Here is a 17,161-nt window from a genome sequence, read left to right as displayed (position 1 = left end):
ATGACCAGCGAAGCATCCGAGCAGTGGAAGGTCGTCGTCAACGACGAGGAGCAGTACTCGATCTGGTCCGCCGACCGCGAGTCGCCGGCGGGCTGGCGCGAGGTCGGCGTCCGGGGCGCGAAGGACGAATGCCTCGCGCACATCGAACACGTGTGGACCGACATGCGCCCCCGCAGCCTGCGCCTGCGGTCCGTCCCGGAGGGCGGTGCGCAGTGAACCGGACGCTCGCACCGCACGGCGCGCGCCCGGTGGCCGAGCCCCTGCTCTCCACCACCCTGAACCTCCCGGGGTGCCAGGCCCGGGGCTGGGTCGTCGTCGACTCCATGGTCGACGGCCTGGCCCTGGGCGGCACCAGGATGACCCGGACGGTGACCGAACAGGAGCTGACCGGGCTCGCCAGGGCGATGACCCACAAGCTGGCACTGGTCGGCCTGCCCATCGGTGGCGCCAAGGCCGGCATCGCACCCGATCCGGGCGCCACCGTCGAACGGCGGGCGGTGATGCGGGGGTTCGGCCGCGCCGCGGCCCCGCTGCTGCACGGCGGGGTGTACCTGGGGTGCGACCAGGGCACCACCTACGCCGACCGGCAGGTCGCCTTCGAGGCCGCCGGGTACGACGTCACCCGCCGCCCCGGCACCACCCGTCTCACCGTCGACTGGGCCGAACTGTGGGACCACATGGCCGACATCACCGGGTTCGGCGTGGCCGTCGCGGTGCTCGGGGCCCTACGGGCCTCCGGTGCGCGGACCCCGCAGCGCATCGCGATCCAGGGCTTCGGCACCGTCGGGCGCGCGGTGGCCGGCCACCTGGCCGCCCACGGCCACTCGGTGGTGGCCGTGGCCGACGTCCGGGGCACCATCGAGGACCAGCGCGGACTGCCCGTCGCCGAACTCGCCGCGCTCACCAGCAGCGACGGCACGATCGACCGGAGCCGCCTGCCCGCCCGGGTCACCGTCCACGGGCCCGGCCAGACGTGGCTGCACGTCGACGCCGACGTGCTGGTGCTGGCGGCATCCGCCTCCGCGGTCGACGAGGAGGCGGTGCCGGCGGTCCGGGCCGGCCTGGTGGTCGAGGGCGGAAACCTGAGCTGCACCCCGCCCGCCCGCCGGTTGCTGCGCGAGGCCGGCCACACCGTCCTGCCGGACGTGGTCGTCAACGTCGGCGGAGCGGCGGCAACCGGGTGCGTGCTCGCCGGGCTGGCCCCGTCCGACCTGCCGCTCCCGCAGCTGTCCGAGTGGCTGCGCGAATGGGTCTCCAGCAGGATCGCCAGGAACTGCGAGCTGGTGCAGGAGCTGAGCGCCTCGGGCAGCGCCGATCCGGTCGCGCAGCTCCTCGGTTCGCGCGGAGCCCCGGCGGGCGCCTCCGAACCGGAGGTGCCGGCCGAGCGGTGACCCGGCGGGAGGTGTCGGCCGAACGGTGACCGGCGGGAGGACGCGCCCTCGCGGCCTCACTCGAACGTGGCTTCACTCGAAGCGAACCGCCCCCTTCGTGGTTGCTAGCCTCCCCGGATGACCGCGACATTCGACGAAGCCGTCCGCGCCCGGCTGCGGGCACCCAACATCTGGTACGTCGGCACCGTGTTCGCCGACGGAGCACCGCAGGTCAGCCCGATGTGGGTGGATCTGGAGGGCGAGGGGGAGCTGACGTTCAACACCTCGGTGGGGCGGGTGAAGGAGGAGAACCTCCGTCGCGACCCGCGCGTCTACCTCTCGCACGCGGACGCCACCGACCCCTTCGACCGCGTGCAGATCAGTGGCGTGGTGGCCCGCTTCGTCGAGGGCGAGGAGGCGCGTGACCGGATGGACCGGCTGGCCCGCAAGTACCTGGGCGTCGAACGCTTCGAGTGGACCATGCCCGGTGAGCAGCGGGTCGCGGTGATCGTGCGCCCGCTCAAGGTGCGGCACATCGTCGGGGTGGAGCGCTTCCGTCCCGGCGGGCCCGTCCCTGCCCCTGAGTAGTGCTCCTGCCGGGCGTCGTCATCGAGACCCGGCGACGGGTCGCCGTTCCGGAGGCCGGTGCGGAGGCCGGTGCAGCGACTCGTCAGCGACCGAAGCGACCGAAGCGACCGAAGCGACTCAAGGTCGGCGGTCAGTGCGCGCATGCGCGACCGGCCGCGCGTGAACCCGGCTCCCCTCATCAGGCCCCTCGGGATCGATCATCTAGGCTGGCGCGGTGACTGATGAGCAGGAGCGGGTGCAGCCGTCGGGAGTGTGGGCCACGGCGGTGGGGGTGGCCAGGGTGCGGGCGCTGGAGACCGCGCGGGTGGACGCGTTGTTCCGCGACCCACTGGCACAGGCCTTCGCCACCGCCGGCGGCCTGTGGCCCTCCTCGCCGCCACCCGCTGACGAGTCCGCGCGCCGCCGCCGACTGGCCGTGTCGTTCTCCATCGTCATCAGGACGAAGTTCCTCGACGACCTGTTGCGGCAGGCCTCCGCGTCCGGGGTCCGGCAGGTCGTACTGCTCGGCGCCGGCATGGACAGCCGCGCCTTCCGGATGGACTGGCCCGAGGGCACCCGGCTGTTCGAGGTCGACACCGCCGCGCCACTGGACTTCAAGGCCTCGGTACTGCGCCAGGAGCGGGCCGTCGCACGCTGCGAGCGGATCACCGTCGCGGCGGATCTGCGGGAGGACTGGCCGGCCGCGCTGGCCGCCGCAGGGCACGACCCGGCCGCGCCGACCGTGTGGATCGCCGAAGGACTGCTGATCTATCTGCCCGAGGACGCGGTGGAGCTGCTGCTGGCCCGGATCAGCGCGCAGTCGGCGGCAGGCAGTCGGATGGGGCTGACGTTGGGCTCGCGCGGCGTGATCGAGCGCTTCGGCGCGGACGCGGTGCCCGGCTCGGCGGCGTCCATGTGGGTCTCGGAGATGCCCGACGACCCGGTGCGCTGGCTGGCCGGGCACGGCTGGGAGGCCGACAGCCACACCCTGCGCGAGCGCGCCGCCGCCTACGGCCGCCCGGTCAGCACCCCGGCGCAGCGCGAGGAGCAGCCCGGCGGACTGGTCTCGGCGGTCCGCCGGTAGGGCGCCTCCCGGTTCCCCGGTTCTCCGGTTCTGCGGTTCTGCGGTTCCCCGGATCATCGGTTCCAGGGGAGCCTGATCCGCCCAACAGCCGCCCGGACGCTGCCACTTCACGTGAACGAATCCAGGCCGCCGGCGGGGACGTCCCGCTGGAGGTCGCGGATGTGCGGGACCGTGGCCGCCACGTCCAGCGCGTTCCGGCAAAGGGTTCGTCAACGGTCATTCCCGAACTCCCGGATCCCGCAGGTGGCATGCCCACCGGGTCCGGCCGGACCGGCATTCGCCGTGGTCGGGAGGTGGAGGGGAGTTGGCGAAATCGTGTCCATGACCGGTCCGGCCCCGTTGACCGCCGGTACGGCCGGGCGGTTGGCTCGCCCCGAGCCGGCCGGCGGGGGCGGGAGGCGGTACGGCCCGAGGCAAGGGGAGGACGGTTCAGGTGGAACGGACGAACGCGAGGACCCGCGGCCGGTGGGCGGTACGGGCCGGCAGCGTGCTGGCAGCCGCACTCCTGGCCGCCACCACGGCCCAGGTCCAGGCCCAGGCCGCGCCGCTCCCGGAGGGCACCGTCACGGTGAACGTCGCCCCCGACGGCACCCCGGCCGACGACTGGTCGGAGCCGCTCGGCCTGAGCGCCGACGGCCGCTACGCCCTCTTCACCTCGCTGGCCGCCAACCTGGTGCCCGGCGACACCAACCGCCTGTACGACGTGTTCGTCCGCGACCTGTGGACCGGGCACACCGAGCGGGTGAGCGTGGCCGACGACGGCGGCCAGCTCGACGGCTCCACCAACCAGGCGGCGATCAGCGCCGACGGCCGGTACGTGGCCTTCAGCACGAACGCCGCCGACGTCGTCCCGGGGCAGCACGGCGGCGGCCGGTTCGACGTCTACGTCCGCGACCGCTGGACCGGCCGCACCGAACCGCTCACCGCGGGCACCGGCGCCGGCAACTCGCTCGACCCGGCGATCAGCGCCGACGGCCGGTACGTCGCGTACACCTCGGACCGCTCCGACCTCGCCCCCGGCACCCAGCCCGGCGTCCAGCCCGGCGTCCAGAACATCCACCTGACGGACCGCCGGACCGGCACCACCCGTCTGGTCAGCACCGGCCGCGACGGCGCCCCCGCCGACGGCGGCTCGGTCGAGCCCTCACTCAGCGCCGACGGTCAGACCGTCGCCTTCCGCTCCAAGGCGACCAACCTGCTGCCGACCGCGCCCACGACGGCCACAACGGCCACGGCCGCCACCAAGCCCCCGCCCGCACGGCAGCTCTTCCCGCTCTACACCTACGACGCGCGCACCGGCCGGATCCAGGGCGCCAGCATCGACGCCGCCGGCACCCTGCGCGACGCCGCCAAGGCCGGACGCCTCAGCCCCGACGGCCGCTACGCCCTCTTCCGCGTCTTCGAGCGCGAGCAGGACGTCGTCCAAGTCCGCCTCTACGCCCGCGACCTGCGCACGGGCACGGTGACCACGGTCTCCGCCGTCGACTCCCAGCCCGCCGTCATGACCGCCGACGACCGCTGGGTCTACTTCGCCTCCGACTCCGCCGCCCTCGTCCCCGGCGACACCAACGGCGTCGCGGACGTCTTCCGCCGCGACCTGTGGACCGGCCGGACCGAACGCGTCAGCACGGCGGCCGACGGCAGCCAGCGCCCCGGCGCCTCCACCGCCCCCAGCGTGGACGCCCTCGGCACGACGGTCCTGTTCAGCACCCTGAACGGAACCGGCGCGGAGCTCCTGGCCCGCCGCCTGCCGCCACTCTGACTCCGGTCGAACTCCCCTCTCCGGCACTCCCGATGACGGCGACGGTGCAACGCGCCGGAGAGGGTCCAATTCGGTTGAGCGGCCGACACGGCCCTGATAACAATGTGACATGATACAAGGACTCAAGATCGCCCTCCGCGCACGCCACGAGAGCGACGTAGCCGTTCTGCAGACCGAACTGTACGACGACGTCGCCGTCCGATCCCGGGCCGACTCCCGCCCCTGGCGGCCCATCTCGCCGGGCGCGGCAGAGTCCCCCTACGCGCTGACCCCGCCCTCGGAGGAAGCGGCCTGCTTCTCCGTACTGGAGCTGGCCTCGGGGGAGTTGGCCGGGGAGGCCGTGCTCTGGGGCATCGACACCCACAACCGCACCGCCCACCTCGGGATCGCCCTGCGCCCGGGCCTGCGCGGCCGGGGCCTGGGCACGGATGTGGTCAGGGTGCTCTGCCAGTACGGCTTCGCGGTACGCGGTTTGCACCGGCTGCAACTGGAGACCCTCGCCGACAACACTCCGATGATCGCGGCCGCCCGCAGGGCCGGCTTCACCCTGGAAGGAACGCTCCGCCGCTCCGCCTGGGTGTGCGGCGAGTTCGCGGACGAGGTCGTCCTCGGGCTCCTCGCCGAAGAGTGGAGGCCGTGACCATGCCTACCAACACGGAGATCATCGGCCTGGCCCTGGACCGGATCACGGCCGGGTACGTCTTCCCCCAGCGAGTCGTGGGTGTCGTGCCGGACCTCGCCACCACCTCGGGGCAGGCGCTTGCGGCGGCGCACAAGGACGCACTGCACCGCGCGGCATAGCCGCCTCAGCGCCTTCGGTGATGCCCGGAGCCTTGCAGGGACCGGGACGTCGGGGCCGCTTGCGGGGTGGCCGATCCGGTCGGCGACGGGTGGGGCGCCGTCGGCCGGGGCGAGGCTCCGGGTGACGACGTTGACGTCGACCGCGGTGATGATCACACGGAACGGGATGCCGCCGCCGTCGCTGATCAGGTGGTCCTTGTGGATCCGACGTTCGTCATCCTGAAGGCCGCGAAAGGGTGAACTGCTCCATCTCGGTCCCGTAGTAGCGGTCAGTCAGTCCGCGCCCGGCCATCCCCAACCGGCGGCAGACCGCCATCGAAGGATCGTTGCCCGGCCGAACGACCGCGTGGACCTCCGCCAGCCCGCTCGCGAACCCGGCCGCCACCAGAGCCTGGGCCGCCTCAGTGGCGAAACCGCTCCCCCAGCTGTCGGGATGGAAGTGCCACCCCACCTCCACCGCGCCGTCCCCGTCCGGAATCGGCGCCAGCAGCACCGTGCCTACCAGCACTGCCGTGTCCCGCCGCTCCACGGCCCAGCACCCGAACGGCGGGTTCACCGACCGTTCCCGGAAGCGCCCGATCAGCGCCTCCGCGGCCCCCTCGTCCGCCAGCACCTTCGGCTCCGCGCCCAGCCACCGGGCGACCTCCCAGCGGGAGTAGATGTCCAGCGCACGGTCGCGGTCGGCGGGCCGCCACTGGCGCAGGGTCAGGCGTTCGGTCTCGTACACGGGATCTCCGGGGTGAGGGTGGGCATGCCTGCGGGCGATCCTCCTCCTCGTGGACCACAGCAGCCACGGGATTTCCGTCGCGTGGAGTGCCGACCCCCTTGCTCGGCGAACGTCACCGCCACCCGCCGTCGACGACGCCGTCACCACCGGCTCCAGCAGCTCCTGGTGAGCCCGGGTCCGTTTCACAGGGGCCTTGCCAGACACTACGGTCACCGTACTATGGTGGGGAACGTGAAGAACAAACGCTCCATGCAGGAGCCGACCTTCCTGCTCCTCACCGCGCTGGCCGACCGGCCCCGGCACGGCTACGCGCTCGGCGACGAGGTCGCCGCGATCTCCGAAGGCCGGGTACGGCTCGGCGCCGGCAGCCTGTACGGCACCCTCGACCGACTCCTGGCCGAGGGGCTGATCCGCGTCGAGCGCGAGGAGACGGTGGACGGGCGCCCCCGGCGCGTGTTCGCCCTCACCCCGGACGGTGAACAGTCGCTCAGGAACGAGGCCGAACGCCTCCGCTCCGCACTGCGCGAGGCCGACCGGCGCCTGACGCAGACCTGGACCCGTCCCGCAGGAGGCACGGCATGACCTCGAAGCACCCCTTGAACACGCGCCTGCTGCAACGGGCCCTCCGGCTGTACCCGGCTTCCTACGGCGCCGGTGCACTCGCGGAGGTCGCCGACCTCGCCCAGCACCGGATCGCCCGCTCCGGCTCCGCGGCGGGGCTGCGCGAGGTGGCCGACGTCGCCGGGCACGGGGCCCGGCTCCGGCTGGGGATGGTCTCCCACCGGCCGCCGGGCCGGGCGTTCGCCACCGCGGCGCCGCTCGCCGCGATGCTGGCCGGAACGTACGCGGCGACCTACCTGTGGCGGAACCTGCGGCTCGCCATCAGCCCCGAGTCCCCCGGCTTCCCCGCCGGAGTCCCGGTGGGAGGCGCGCTCCTGGCGGCGACGTCGCTGCTCGTCCCCGCTGTGCTGACGGCCTGCGCGGTCGTGGCCGGCCGCTGGTCGGCCGCACGGGCCCTGGCCCTGGTGTCGCTGGTACTGGCGCCGCTGTTCTACGCCATGTGCCGCTTCGGGCTGCTCGACCTCGACTTCCGCACCGCGGCCGAACTCGGCCTCGGCCCCCGGGGGTTCGGGCTGATCGTGCTCAACACCCTCGTCCTGCTGGTCGCCCCGCCGGACCGGACCCGCAGGACCGGTGCCGGGCTCTGGCTGGTCGCCGCCACGGTCACGGCCCTGGGCATCGGCGCCACGATCACCGGCGAATCCGCCGAGCGGATCCTCACCTCCGGCTTCGGCACCTGGGCCCCGCTCGCCACCGGTGCCGCCCTGGCCTTCACCGCCCGGACGGCCGGGAACGCGGCCCTGGCCGCGACCGTCCTGGCGGCGCCGCCCGTACTCACCCCCGTACTCCTCGGCGGCCACGCGTCGGTCGCGGCGATGCTGCCTCAGCTCCTCATCCCGTCCGCCTTCGGCTACCTGACGGCCCGAAGCGCGATCCTCCTCATCGCCCGTCTCCCCCGACGGGGCCGTGTCTCCCGCCCCTGACCGGCTCCGCGCCAGGACGCCCTGGCCCTCTCCCCCGGTGAGTCCGGCCGGCCGGAGCTCGGCGAAGGCCGACGCGCCGAGGTGCTGCAACAAGGTCGGTAGGTCCGGACATCGGTCTGTCGGAACAGCCGTTGTGCTCACGGCTTCGACAGCACCGATGTCGAGGCGCCCTTGCTGGAACTGACGGCCTACCGAGAAACCACCACCCGACTCCATCCGCGACCGGGGCGACCGGACGTGGCGGCGAGCTCCGTGGGCGGTCCGCTGCTGTGGCCGTCGCGGGAGAAGGGACCCGTGCTGAGAACCACGAGCGAGCTCGTCATGTTCGACGCCGCCTACTTCGGCACCGAGGTCGGGACGCTCGCGGACAGCACCGTTCTCGATCTCGGCACCGGCCGCCACCGGGTGGACTCGGCGAGCATCGAGCCCGACCACCTCACGTGCTTTCGCGTCCACCGATTCGTCGAGCTGACCTGACCGGTCGTTGGCGCGGAGAGGGTCTGCGAGGTACGGCTCGGCGGGTCGGATGGACACGGTCGCGGCAACCGGGCCCGGCCGGGTGTCAGGGGTGGTAGTCGGTGAGGGTGTGGGTGGGGGTCCAGCCCTGGGCGCGGGCGCGGGTGAGGTCAAGGACGACGCTGCGGGTGAGGAGGTCGACGGTGTAGGGGGTGAGTCCGGGGATGCGGGTGGTGCGGGCGGCGAGGCGGGCGAGGGGTGCGGGGAGGTGGGCGATGCGGGCGGGGACGCGGTGGGCGGCGAGGACGTGGCGCAGGGCGTCGTCGCGGCGGTAGGGGGTGGCGTCGGCGATGTTGTAGGCGCCAGGCGGCCAGGGCGGGGTGCCGGTGAGGCCGAGGGCGGACAGGCAGGCGTCGGTGAGGTTGGCGACGGCGGTGAGGCTGAGCGGGATGTCGCGGCCGGGCAGCGGGAGCAGGCCGTGCCGGGCGCGGGCGAGCAGTTGGGGGACGAGGTGGGGGTCGCCGGGGCCGTAGACGGCGCGGGGGCGCAGGACGACGGCGCCGACCGCGAGGGCGAGGCGTTCGGCGGCGGCCTTGGTGCGGCCGTAGGCGTTGAGGTGGCCGGCGGCGGTGGGGTGGTCCTCGGTGACGGCGGCGGCGGGGGCGGCGGGGGCGGTGCGGGCGGTGGTGCGCGGGTCGTAGACGCTGGCGCTGCTCACGTGGACGAGGGGGCGGCCGGCGGCCGCGCGCAGGACGCGTTCGGTGCCGGTGACGTTGACGGCGTGCTGGTGGGCTTCGGCGGGATCGCCCGGGGGCAGGTCGGCGACGGCGGCGGCGCAGTGGACGACGAGGTCGGCGCCGGTGAAGTCGGGCTCGCCCTCGTCTGCGTCCCAGGGGCGGTGGCGGCCGACCGGGCCGGGGCGGCGGCCGTGGCAGGAGACTTCGAGGCCCAGGGCGGCGGCGGTGCGGGCGAGGTGGGCGCCGCAGAAGCCGGTGGCGCCGGTGATGGCGAGGTGCATCAGGATCTTCCCCGTCGGACGGTGAGTTCGGCGTAGCCGGGCAGGGCGCTGCGGCGGTCGACCCGGGCGCGGGTGACGACCGGGTGGTGGGGGGCGAGCGCCAGGAGGAGGTCGGCGAGCAGGGCGCGGGCCAGTCCGGCTCCGGGGCAGGCGTGCGGGCCGGCGCCGAAGACGGCCTGGGTGGCGGCGGGATCGTCGGCCGGGCCGCGGCGGTGGGCCCGGGCGGCGTGCCGGGCGACCAGGACCAGTCGGTCGCCGGCCCGTACGGGGTGCCCGGCGAGGGTGGTGTCGGCGGCGGCGACCCGGGGCAGCAGCGGGGACGGGGCGGTCAGGCGCAGGAGTTCGGCGGCGAGGCGGGGTGCGGTCGTCTCGCTCACGGTCGGCCAGAGCCCGGCGTCGGCGCACCAGGCGACGGCCCGGGGCAGTGCGGCGACGGTGGTGTTCACGGCGGCGACGGCCACCATGGCGTCACGCGCGTCGGGCGCGTCGGGCAGCAGGGCGGCGAGCCGGGCCGCGGCGGCGACCGCGTCCGGGCTGCGGCGGCGGGGGCCGGGGAGGTGGTCGCGGGCGGCGTGGGCGGCGGCGTCGGCCGCGGCGTGGGCGAGGCGGTGCGGGCAGGACTGCGCGCCAGTCAGGGCGGCGGCCGTGACACCGGCCAACTCGCGCGCCAGTGAGACGATTTCGAGCTCGCCGGCGGCAAGGTCCGGGATCCGCGTCGCGAGCACGGCCTGCCAGTGCGGGCGGATCCGTTGCTGTGCGGCGGTGTCGAGGCCGCCGGCCAGGGCGCGGCGGGCGCTTCGGTGTTCGGCGCCGTCCTGGTCGAACAGCAGTCCGCCGACGGTGAGTTCGGCCGCTGCGCCGCCGGTGGTGCCGGGTGCGGTGCGGTCCAGCGGGACCCGGGTGAGCGCTTCGCGGTAGGCCTCGGTGCCGTGCACCAGCACGGTGCGGCCGAGCCGGACCACCGGGCGGCGGCGGGTGGCGGCGAGCAGGGCGAAGAGCAGGGGGTGGCTGCGCAGGTAGACGCGGCGGTCCCGGCGGCGGGCCCGGCGGGCGGCGGCGGGTGGGGGCGGCGGCGGGGGCACCGATGCGGGCGTCGGTGCGGGCACGGGGTCGGTCACCGGTCCAGCTCCCGTGCGCAGTGCGCGGCGGCCGCCGCCCGGTCGGGCTTGCGGGAGCGGCCCGCGAGCGGGACCTCGCCGAACAGGACGGCGTCCGGCCGGGCCGCTGCCATCCGGTCGAGCGGTCGGCGCAGGGCCTCGCGCAGGCGCCGCGGGTCGGTGCCCGGCGCCGGCTGGACGAGGGCGACCAGCCGCTCGTCGCCGTCCCCGGCCGGAACGCCGACCAGGACGGCGAGTTCGACGCCCGGCAGGTGCAGCGCCGGTTCGTACAGGCCGGGGTAGATGTTCTCGGCGCGGCGCAGCACCATGTCCTTGAGGCGGCCGGCGAGGACGATCCGTCCGTCGGGGGTGAGCGCGGCGCGGTCGCCGGTGCGCACCCAGGGGTCGGGGTCCTCGCCGAGGTAGCGGTGGCGGGCGCCCGGGCCGGTGAGCAGCAGTTCACCGCCGGTGGCGATCCGGGCGCGGACGCCGGGCAGGGGGGCTCCGACCAGGTCGCCGTCCCCGTCGTGGGCGCTCTTGTCCGCCTCCTCGACGGCGGCGGCCGGGAACAGTTCGGTGAGCGCGTAGACGCTCCAGGCCTGGTGGGCGCCGGACTGCTTGACCCGGCGCAACAGGGCGGCGTCGGCCGGGGCCGAGCCCGTCCAGACCCGGCCGGTGAAGCGGGCCCCGGCGGCGAGGGCGGCGCGCAGTTGGGGTGGGGTGAGGTAGGTGTGGGCGGGGTCGAGGCGGGCGAGTTGACGGCCGAGCGCGGCGGGGCGGCGGGCGGGCAGCACCACGGCGGCGCCCGCGGCGAGGGCCGGGACGAGGACGAAGAACGTCCCGCCGAGGACGACCGTCCCGGGGCGCGGGTCGACCAGGTCGGCGACGGTGCGCAGCCCGGCGGCCAGCCCGTCCCGGGTGTGGACGACGGCGCGCGGGCGCGCGGTGGTGCCGGAGGTGAAGACGATCACCGCGTCCGTTTCCGGGCCGCCGTCAGGTCGGGCGGGCGGGGTCGCGCCGGCAGGGCGCAGGTGCGGCGCGCAGCCGGGCAGGCGGCGGCCCAGGGTGGCGACCGGCCCGAGTGCGGTGAGACGGGGCAGGGCGAGGTCGGCGCGGCGGGCGAGCGGCCCGGCCCAGCCGGCCACGGCCTGGGCGGCGGCGTCGGCGAGGACGAGATCGGGGCTGGCCAGGGTGAGCCGGGCGGCGAGCACGTCGGGCCCGGCGGTCGGGTCGAGGACGGCGATGCGCAGGCCCAGCCGGTGCGCGGCGAGCATGACGGCCAGTGCGCGCGGCCCGGGCCGGACGGCGACGCCGACGGTGTCGCCGGGGCCGAGGCCGTGGGCGTGCAGCGCGGCGGCGTAGCCGTCGGCCAGGTCGGCGAGTTCGCCGCGGCGGATCACCGGGCGGACGGTGCCCAGGCGGGTGTGGCGCAGGACGGCGGGCCGGTCGGGGTGGTCGGTGCGCAGGGCGTGGGTGAGCCGGTCGAGCATGGCGGGGTCCTTCGGCGGGCTGCGGAGTGGCGGGCTGCGGGCTGCGGGCTGCGGAGCGGAGCGGGTCCGGTCGGGAAAGGGCCGGTGAGGAGCGAGGTGCGCGGGCTGTCAGCGCACGTCGACGGCGCGCGGCCCCGCGCCGCGCTCCAGGTACCAGCGCGCGGTGCCCACCACGCCGTACGCGCGGATGCGCCGGGTGGAGTTCTGCACCACCATGTCGCGGCGGCGCACCACCGCCGTGGTGTGCCGGCGGACCCTGTTGAGGAACGCCCGGTCGGTGGGTGAGGGCCGCCGGGGCATGCCGCCGACGGCGAGGTAGAGCTCGGCGGTGATCGCCATGTTGTTGCCCGCGTGCATCCGGTACGGGGTCAGGTAGCCGTGTCGGCGGCGGTGCGCGGGCCGGATCCGGCCGAAGAAGGCGCCGAGCGCGACCAGTGCCAGGAACACCGCGCGCCCGGCCGGGCCGTGCTCGTCGTGGCGGGCGGCGACCCGGCCGCAGACCAGCCCGCCGGAGGCGACCAGCCCTGCGCGGGCCGCGGCCGTCCAGCCCGGTTCGGGCAGGCAGTCGGCGTCGGTGCGGGCGAGCAGGGTGGCGCCGTGGGCGATGGCGTACCGGAAGGCGGTGTCCACCGCGGAGCCGACGCCCTTCTCCCGCTCGACCACCACCTCGACCGGGAACGGCGCGTGGGCGGCGAAGGCCCGCACCAGGGCGACGGTGCCGTCGGTGGAGCCGTTGTCGGCGACGAGCAGGGTGAAGTTACGGTCGCGCTGGCCGGTGAGGGCGCGCAGCACGCCCTCGATCCGGGCCTCCTCCTGGTAGGCGGGGACCACCACCCACAGGTCGGTCCTCACGAAGCCTCCCAGACCATGGTCATGAGGCTGACGCCACCGCCGAGACCGATCAGCAGCACCTTCTCGCCAGGCGCCAACGTGCCGCGTATTCGGTCGAGTTGCACGCCCAGCGTGGCACTGGCCACGTTGCCGAGTTCCGGCACGGTCAGGACCAGCTTCCCGGCCGGCACCCCGGTCAGCTCGACGAAGCGTTCCAGGTAGGGGATCGTCACCTGGTGCACCAGCACCCGGGCGTAGTCGTCCCAACCGAGACCGGTGCGGGCGGCGAGCCGGGCCAGGGCAGCGGGACCGATCTCCTCGAAGATGCCGCGCAGTTCCTTGCCGCCGCCCCGGAAGTAGCTGTACTCGTCGCCGCGCGGGTGGCGGGAGCCGCCGCCGGGGATGCCGCCGGCCGGCCAGTGCTCGGAGGCCGTCTCCGTCCCGACGTCGAGGATGCCGCCCCGCTCCACGGCCTCGACGACGACGGCCGCCCCGGCGTCGCCGAAGGTGTAGCCGGCGAAGCCGTCCCGGAACTCCGCCGGGGAGGACGGCGTGCGGAGCATGGCCCGGCTGGGTGTCTCGCCGGTGACGACCAGGGCACGCCGGGCCCGGCCGGCCAGGATCATCGCGCGGGCCAGGTCGATCCCGTTGAGGAAGCTGTTGCAGGCGTTGCTGACGTCCAACGCGTGTGCACGGGTGCCGAGTTCGGCCTGCACGATGTGGGCGGTGGCGGGCTCGCACACGTCCCGGGTGGCGGAGGCGAACAGCAGCAGGTCCACGTCCTGCGGGCGCAGTGCACGGGCGGCGAGGGCGCGTCGGGCGGCGCCGACCGCCAGGGTGGAGGCGTACTCGCCGTCGGCGGCGAAGTGCCGGGTGCGGATGCCGGTCGCCTTCTCGAACATCCGCTCCGGCAGGGCGAGTCGGCCGCCGGCGGTGACCTCGTCCTGGAGCTGCTGGGAGGTGAGCCGGCGGGCCGGCAGGTGGGAGCCGACGGCGGTGATGCCGATCCTCGGTGTTGCTGCTGTGTGCATGCCCCCATGCTCCGGCGGCACGACCGGGCCGGCCTGAGTACGGGTACTCAGGCCGGCCCGCCGGGCTACCCGATCACGTCTGCGCAGATGGACGGTGGACGGTTGCCGGGACTCCGGCGCGTGCAGCACCCGTGGTGCCGTCACCGGTCCGGGTGGCTACTCGCCGCAGCGGCCGACCAACTTCGCGTTACAGCCCCGCCGAGACCCCGAGCCCTGTCATGATCGGCATGTTGCGTCTCGTAGATCCTCGATCCTCGGAAAACAGGAGTGGCTGTGGCAGAGCGGCAGAACGGCACGGTGAAGTGGTTCAACGACGAGAAGGGCTACGGCTTCATCACCCCGGAGTCCGGAGCGGACCTGTTCGTTCACTTCCGGGCGATCCAGGGAAGCGGCTTCAAGTCCCTGGTTGAGGGCCAGAAGGTGACCTTCGTGGCGGTCCAGGGCCAGAAGGGGCTCCAGGCCGACGAGGTCCAGGTGGTGGGGTAGTAGCAGTTCCTCCCCTTCCTCCCCCGGGCCCCGGTCCGAACGGGAGATGCGGGAGATGCGAGGGATCACGCCCTGGGCGGCCTCCGTTCGATCGGGGCCGCCCAAGCCGTTCTGAACGGCTGGCCGGCTCGCCGGGCGGTCAGCCGCCCGACGTCTCGACGGTCCTCAGCCGCGCCGGGTGCCGCCTGGCCGGTTGCGGTGGCGGCCGACGGTGCCGACGCGTTTGAGGGTCCGGACGATCGGGGCGGTCTCGACCGTGTCGATGCCCGGGAGGGCGCCGAGACGGGCGGTCAGGTAGTCGTACAGGTACTCGTCGTCGGGGCAGAGGACGGCGGCGAGGAGGTTGGTCCGCCCCGTGGTGGCGGCGGCGTAGGCGACTTCGGGGTGTTCCGCCAGGGCTGCGCCGACGGCGGCGAGGTGCGAGGGCCGCACCGACATCCAGATGGCGGTGGTGGTCGGGCTGCCCAGTAGCCGCTCGTCGACGTCCACGACGAAGAAGAGCGCTCCGGCCGCGCGCAGGTGGGCGATCCGGCGGCGCACCGTCGACTCGTGGCAGCGGGCCTCGGCGGCCAGCGCCGCGTACGTCGTACGGCCGTCGCGGGCCAGCGCGGCGAGCAGCGTGTGGTCGAGGTCGTTGAGCTCGGTGAGCCCGGTGGGCTCCAGCGACGGCGCCCAGGACGGCGACGACGGCCGGGCGTCGGAAGGCGGGAGCCTCGGGGGTGGGAAGGCAGGCGGCGGGAACGCGGGGGCGAGCGCGTCCCGCTGGTCCTGGTCCAGCGCGCAGGTCAGGGCGCCCCAGGTGGTCGGGCCGCCCTTGAACAGCCGCAGCACGCGCTGCGCGGTGATCGAGGTGACCCCCGGGAGCCGGTCGAGCAGTTGCACCGGCGCGTCCTGGGCGCGGTCGCGGTGCGCCACGAGATGGCAGATGATCTCGGTGGCGCCGGAGGCGAGCTGGACCCACCGCGTGTCCTCCCGCGCGGCCAGGGCCCGGGCCAGGCCGAGCGACGCGCCGGGGGCGGACTGCAGTCGCAGCGCCCACACGGTCTGCCCGACGGGCCGGGGGTTGAGCCGGCCGATGACGCGTAGCCCGGCGCTCTCGCACAGCGCGGCGTAGCGGCGGGCGACGACCTGCTCGGAGACGCCCAGCACCGAGGCGATCCGGCGCAGGGGGGCGCGCCCGTCGATCTGCAGGGCGTGGATCAGCCGGAGATTGAGGGATTCCACGGATCCAGACCCTACCCGGGGCGGTATCCGGCACCTACGTCCGGACTCGTTGCGTCCGCTCGCGGCCGATCCGGATCATCGGTGCGCAGGCCGACGCGGCGCCTGTCCGCGCGGAACTGCGATCCCCGTGACGGCCGCGCCGAGGCTCGGCCGCCACCCGCGAGGAAGAGGAGGAGGGGAGATCCGGGCACACCACCCGACTCCCCGACGGCAGATGAGCACATTTCGTGATCTTCGGCATTACATCGACCACCTGACCGAGGCCCTCGGGAAGGACGAAGTCCTCCAGATCGACGGCGCCGACCGGGACCTGGACATCGGAGGCATCACCGAACTGCTGGCGGAGCGGGAAGGCCCCGCCCTGATGTTCGACAACATTCCGGGATTCCCCACGGGGTACCGGGTGTTCACCAACTTCATGGGGACGCCCGCCCGCACCGCGGTGGCGCTCGGGCTGCCGCACGACACCCCCAAGCTCGACATCGTGCGGGCCTGGAAGGACCTCAGCAAGCGGATCGAGCCCGTTCCCCCGGTGGAGGTCGCCACCGGCCCGGTCCTGGAGAACGTCCTGGTCGGCGAGGACGTGGACCTCGGGATCTTCCCCACCCCGCGCTGGCACGACAGGGACGGCGGCCGCTACATCGGCACCGCCTGCATGGTGATCACCCGTGACCCCGACAGCGGCTGGGTCAACGTCGGCACCTACCGGGCCTGCGTCCAGGGCCGCGACCGGCTGTCGCTGTGGATGCTCGGCAACCGGCACGCCAAGGCGATCGCCGAGAAGTACTGGGCGCGCGGCCAGACCTGCCCGATCGCCGTGGTGGTGGGCCAGGACCCGATCCTGTCGACCGCCGCCGCGATCGCCGCACCGTCCGGAATGTCGGAGTACGACCTGGCGGGCGGGCTGCGCGGGGAGGGCGTCGAGGTCCTGTACGCGCCGGGCAGCGAGCTTCCGATCCCGGCGCACGCCGAGATCGTGATCGAGGGCGAACTGCCGCCGGTCGAGGAGGAGTCCGTCCTGGAGGGCCCCTTCGGGGAGTGGACCGGCTACTACACGCACTCGGGCCAGGAGACCGTCGTCCGGGTCACCCGGATCCTGCACCGCGACGACCCGATCATCCTGGGCGCCCCGCCCATGCTGCCGACCATCCCGGCCGGCGACCAGGCCGTTCCGCTCTACTCGGCGTCGCTGACCTGGGACCACCTGGAAGCGTCCGGCGTGCAGAACGTCAAGGGCGTGTGGGCCTACGCCCGGCAGCTGCTGATGGTCGTCTCCATCGAGCAGACCGGCGCGGGGGACGCCATGCACGCGCTGCTGGCGGCGGCCGGGCGCAAGCGCACCGGCGGCATGGAACGGTACTTCGTCGTGGTCGACGAGGACATCGACATCACCGACATCAACCACGTCCTGTGGGCGATGTTCACCCGCGTCCACCCGACCGAGTCCATCCAGGTCCTGCGTGCGCCCACCACCGCCATCGATCCCCGGCTCGCACCCGACAGACTCGCCACCGGCGACCTGTCGATGGGCATCGTGCTCATCGACGCGTGCAAGCCGTTCGCGTGGAAGGACCGGTACCCGGCGGCCAACCGCGTCGACCAGGCCACCCGCGAGCGACTGCGCGAACGCTGGGCGGGCGTCCTGGCGCTGTAGCCCGCCGGGGGCGGTGAGG

At 74.5% G+C, this 17,161-nt stretch carries 20 protein-coding genes; 13 read left to right on the top strand and 7 right to left on the bottom strand.

The features are described 5' to 3' along the window. The 8 genes from AB0P03_RS19990 to AB0P03_RS19955 all read left to right on the top strand — a co-directional run bounded on the left by AB0P03_RS19990 (nucleotide 1) and on the right by AB0P03_RS19955 (nucleotide 5,824). Nucleotides 1-216: an MbtH family NRPS accessory protein gene (locus AB0P03_RS19990; protein WP_363629998.1), complete on the top strand. Its 216-nt coding sequence runs from the start codon at nucleotides 1-3 to the stop codon at nucleotides 214-216. Beyond that, complete coding sequence (locus tag AB0P03_RS19985) at nucleotides 213-1,391, top strand: Glu/Leu/Phe/Val dehydrogenase dimerization domain-containing protein (protein ID WP_363629996.1); 1,179 nt, start codon at nucleotides 213-215, stop codon at nucleotides 1,389-1,391. The genes AB0P03_RS19990 and AB0P03_RS19985 overlap by 4 nt, the downstream gene beginning before the upstream one ends. A 117-nt stretch (nucleotides 1,392-1,508) precedes the next feature. Then, entirely contained in the window at nucleotides 1,509-1,958 is a 450-nt protein-coding gene (locus AB0P03_RS19980) for a TIGR03618 family F420-dependent PPOX class oxidoreductase (RefSeq protein ID WP_363629994.1), read from the top strand. 214 nt (nucleotides 1,959-2,172) lie between these two features. After that, nucleotides 2,173-3,021 carry a class I SAM-dependent methyltransferase gene (locus AB0P03_RS19975; RefSeq protein ID WP_363629992.1) on the top strand — a complete coding sequence of 283 codons (849 nt, stop codon included), beginning with the start codon at nucleotides 2,173-2,175 and terminating at the stop codon, nucleotides 3,019-3,021. A gap of 433 nt (nucleotides 3,022-3,454) precedes the next feature. Then, on the top strand, nucleotides 3,455-4,783 hold the full coding sequence (locus tag AB0P03_RS19970; protein WP_363629990.1) for a hypothetical protein: 1,329 nt from the start codon (nucleotides 3,455-3,457) through the stop codon (nucleotides 4,781-4,783). 109 nt (nucleotides 4,784-4,892) lie between these two features. Beyond that, nucleotides 4,893-5,423 carry a GNAT family protein gene (locus AB0P03_RS19965; protein ID WP_363629988.1) on the top strand — a complete coding sequence of 177 codons (531 nt, stop codon included), beginning with the start codon at nucleotides 4,893-4,895 and terminating at the stop codon, nucleotides 5,421-5,423. A 2-nt stretch (nucleotides 5,424-5,425) separates the two neighbouring features. Beyond that, nucleotides 5,426-5,584: a hypothetical protein gene (locus AB0P03_RS19960; RefSeq protein WP_363583385.1), complete on the top strand. Its 159-nt coding sequence runs from the start codon at nucleotides 5,426-5,428 to the stop codon at nucleotides 5,582-5,584. 66 nt (nucleotides 5,585-5,650) lie between these two features. Next, complete coding sequence (locus AB0P03_RS19955; RefSeq protein ID WP_363583383.1) at nucleotides 5,651-5,824, top strand: hypothetical protein; 174 nt, start codon at nucleotides 5,651-5,653, stop codon at nucleotides 5,822-5,824. Here AB0P03_RS19955 and AB0P03_RS19950 read toward each other — a convergent pair. Next, nucleotides 5,799-6,311 carry a GNAT family N-acetyltransferase gene (locus tag AB0P03_RS19950; protein WP_363629986.1) on the bottom strand — a complete coding sequence of 171 codons (513 nt, stop codon included), beginning with the start codon at nucleotides 6,309-6,311 and terminating at the stop codon, nucleotides 5,799-5,801. The two genes, AB0P03_RS19955 and AB0P03_RS19950, sit on opposite strands and share 26 nt — an antisense overlap. A gap of 249 nt (nucleotides 6,312-6,560) precedes the next feature. On the opposite strand from AB0P03_RS19950, the gene AB0P03_RS19945 reads away from it, so the two are divergent. From AB0P03_RS19945 to AB0P03_RS19935, 3 genes are all read left to right on the top strand, one after another. Beyond that, nucleotides 6,561-6,893: a PadR family transcriptional regulator gene (locus AB0P03_RS19945; RefSeq protein ID WP_079136622.1), complete on the top strand. Its 333-nt coding sequence runs from the start codon at nucleotides 6,561-6,563 to the stop codon at nucleotides 6,891-6,893. After that, nucleotides 6,890-7,855: a hypothetical protein gene (locus tag AB0P03_RS19940; RefSeq protein ID WP_363629984.1), complete on the top strand. Its 966-nt coding sequence runs from the start codon at nucleotides 6,890-6,892 to the stop codon at nucleotides 7,853-7,855. The genes AB0P03_RS19945 and AB0P03_RS19940 overlap by 4 nt, the downstream gene beginning before the upstream one ends. 294 nt (nucleotides 7,856-8,149) lie before the next feature. Then, complete coding sequence (locus AB0P03_RS19935) at nucleotides 8,150-8,332, top strand: hypothetical protein (RefSeq protein ID WP_363629982.1); 183 nt, start codon at nucleotides 8,150-8,152, stop codon at nucleotides 8,330-8,332. A gap of 85 nt (nucleotides 8,333-8,417) precedes the next feature. Here the strand turns inward: AB0P03_RS19935 and AB0P03_RS19930 are convergent, their stop codons facing one another. From AB0P03_RS19930 to AB0P03_RS19910, 5 genes are all read right to left on the bottom strand, one after another. Next, complete coding sequence (locus AB0P03_RS19930; protein WP_363629980.1) at nucleotides 8,418-9,329, bottom strand: NAD(P)-dependent oxidoreductase; 912 nt, start codon at nucleotides 9,327-9,329, stop codon at nucleotides 8,418-8,420. After that, nucleotides 9,329-10,447: a cytochrome P450 gene (locus AB0P03_RS19925; protein WP_363583377.1), complete on the bottom strand. Its 1,119-nt coding sequence runs from the start codon at nucleotides 10,445-10,447 to the stop codon at nucleotides 9,329-9,331. The genes AB0P03_RS19930 and AB0P03_RS19925 overlap by 1 nt, the downstream gene beginning before the upstream one ends. Then, nucleotides 10,444-11,916: a class I adenylate-forming enzyme family protein gene (locus tag AB0P03_RS19920; protein WP_363629978.1), complete on the bottom strand. Its 1,473-nt coding sequence runs from the start codon at nucleotides 11,914-11,916 to the stop codon at nucleotides 10,444-10,446. Before AB0P03_RS19920 ends, AB0P03_RS19925 begins: the two co-directional genes overlap by 4 nt. Nucleotides 11,917-12,024: 108 nt before the next feature. Continuing rightward, nucleotides 12,025-12,768: a glycosyltransferase gene (locus AB0P03_RS19915; RefSeq protein ID WP_363583373.1), complete on the bottom strand. Its 744-nt coding sequence runs from the start codon at nucleotides 12,766-12,768 to the stop codon at nucleotides 12,025-12,027. Continuing rightward, nucleotides 12,765-13,778 (bottom strand): 3-oxoacyl-[acyl-carrier-protein] synthase III C-terminal domain-containing protein, encoded by a 1,014-nt coding sequence (locus AB0P03_RS19910; RefSeq protein ID WP_363629976.1) that lies wholly within the window; start codon nucleotides 13,776-13,778, stop codon nucleotides 12,765-12,767. The genes AB0P03_RS19915 and AB0P03_RS19910 overlap by 4 nt, the downstream gene beginning before the upstream one ends. Before the next feature lie 273 nt (nucleotides 13,779-14,051). Between AB0P03_RS19910 and AB0P03_RS19905 the strand changes: the two genes are divergently transcribed. Then, a complete protein-coding gene (locus tag AB0P03_RS19905; RefSeq protein WP_363583369.1) occupies nucleotides 14,052-14,264 on the top strand; it encodes a cold-shock protein in 213 nt (70 codons plus the stop codon). Between the two features lie 165 nt (nucleotides 14,265-14,429). On the opposite strand, the gene AB0P03_RS19900 is transcribed toward AB0P03_RS19905, so the two are convergent. Then, nucleotides 14,430-15,488: an Lrp/AsnC family transcriptional regulator gene (locus AB0P03_RS19900; RefSeq protein ID WP_363629974.1), complete on the bottom strand. Its 1,059-nt coding sequence runs from the start codon at nucleotides 15,486-15,488 to the stop codon at nucleotides 14,430-14,432. Between the two features lie 214 nt (nucleotides 15,489-15,702). Between AB0P03_RS19900 and AB0P03_RS19895 the strand changes: the two genes are divergently transcribed. Next, a complete protein-coding gene (locus AB0P03_RS19895) occupies nucleotides 15,703-17,142 on the top strand; it encodes a UbiD family decarboxylase (RefSeq protein WP_363583365.1) in 1,440 nt (479 codons plus the stop codon). Nucleotides 17,143-17,161 lie beyond the last annotated feature (19 nt).

Source organism: Kitasatospora sp. NPDC088779, assembly GCF_040685395.1.
Taxonomy (GTDB): domain Bacteria; phylum Actinomycetota; class Actinomycetes; order Streptomycetales; family Streptomycetaceae; genus Kitasatospora.
The sequence above is the reverse complement of the archived record's forward strand: the minus strand, read 5'-3'. Positions and strand labels throughout refer to the sequence as shown.

Bases quoted from the DNA above. Each gene is read 5' to 3' on its own strand.
- AB0P03_RS19990 (WP_363629998.1), top strand. From the start codon at position 1: ATGACCAGCGAAGCATCCGAGCAGTGGAAGGTCGTCGTCAACGACGAG.
- AB0P03_RS19980 (WP_363629994.1), top strand. From the start codon at position 1,509: ATGACCGCGACATTCGACGAAGCCGTCCGCGCCCGGCTGCGGGCACCC.
- AB0P03_RS19965 (WP_363629988.1), top strand. From the start codon at position 4,893: ATGATACAAGGACTCAAGATCGCCCTCCGCGCACGCCACGAGAGCGAC.
- AB0P03_RS19960 (WP_363583385.1), top strand. From the start codon at position 5,426: ATGCCTACCAACACGGAGATCATCGGCCTGGCCCTGGACCGGATCACG.
- AB0P03_RS19945 (WP_079136622.1), top strand. From the start codon at position 6,561: ATGCAGGAGCCGACCTTCCTGCTCCTCACCGCGCTGGCCGACCGGCCC.
- AB0P03_RS19940 (WP_363629984.1), top strand. From the start codon at position 6,890: ATGACCTCGAAGCACCCCTTGAACACGCGCCTGCTGCAACGGGCCCTC.
- AB0P03_RS19930 (WP_363629980.1), bottom strand. From the start codon at position 9,329: ATGCACCTCGCCATCACCGGCGCCACCGGCTTCTGCGGCGCCCACCTC.
- AB0P03_RS19920 (WP_363629978.1), bottom strand. From the start codon at position 11,916: ATGCTCGACCGGCTCACCCACGCCCTGCGCACCGACCACCCCGACCGG.
- AB0P03_RS19910 (WP_363629976.1), bottom strand. From the start codon at position 13,778: ATGCACACAGCAGCAACACCGAGGATCGGCATCACCGCCGTCGGCTCC.
- AB0P03_RS19895 (WP_363583365.1), top strand. From the start codon at position 15,703: ATGAGCACATTTCGTGATCTTCGGCATTACATCGACCACCTGACCGAG.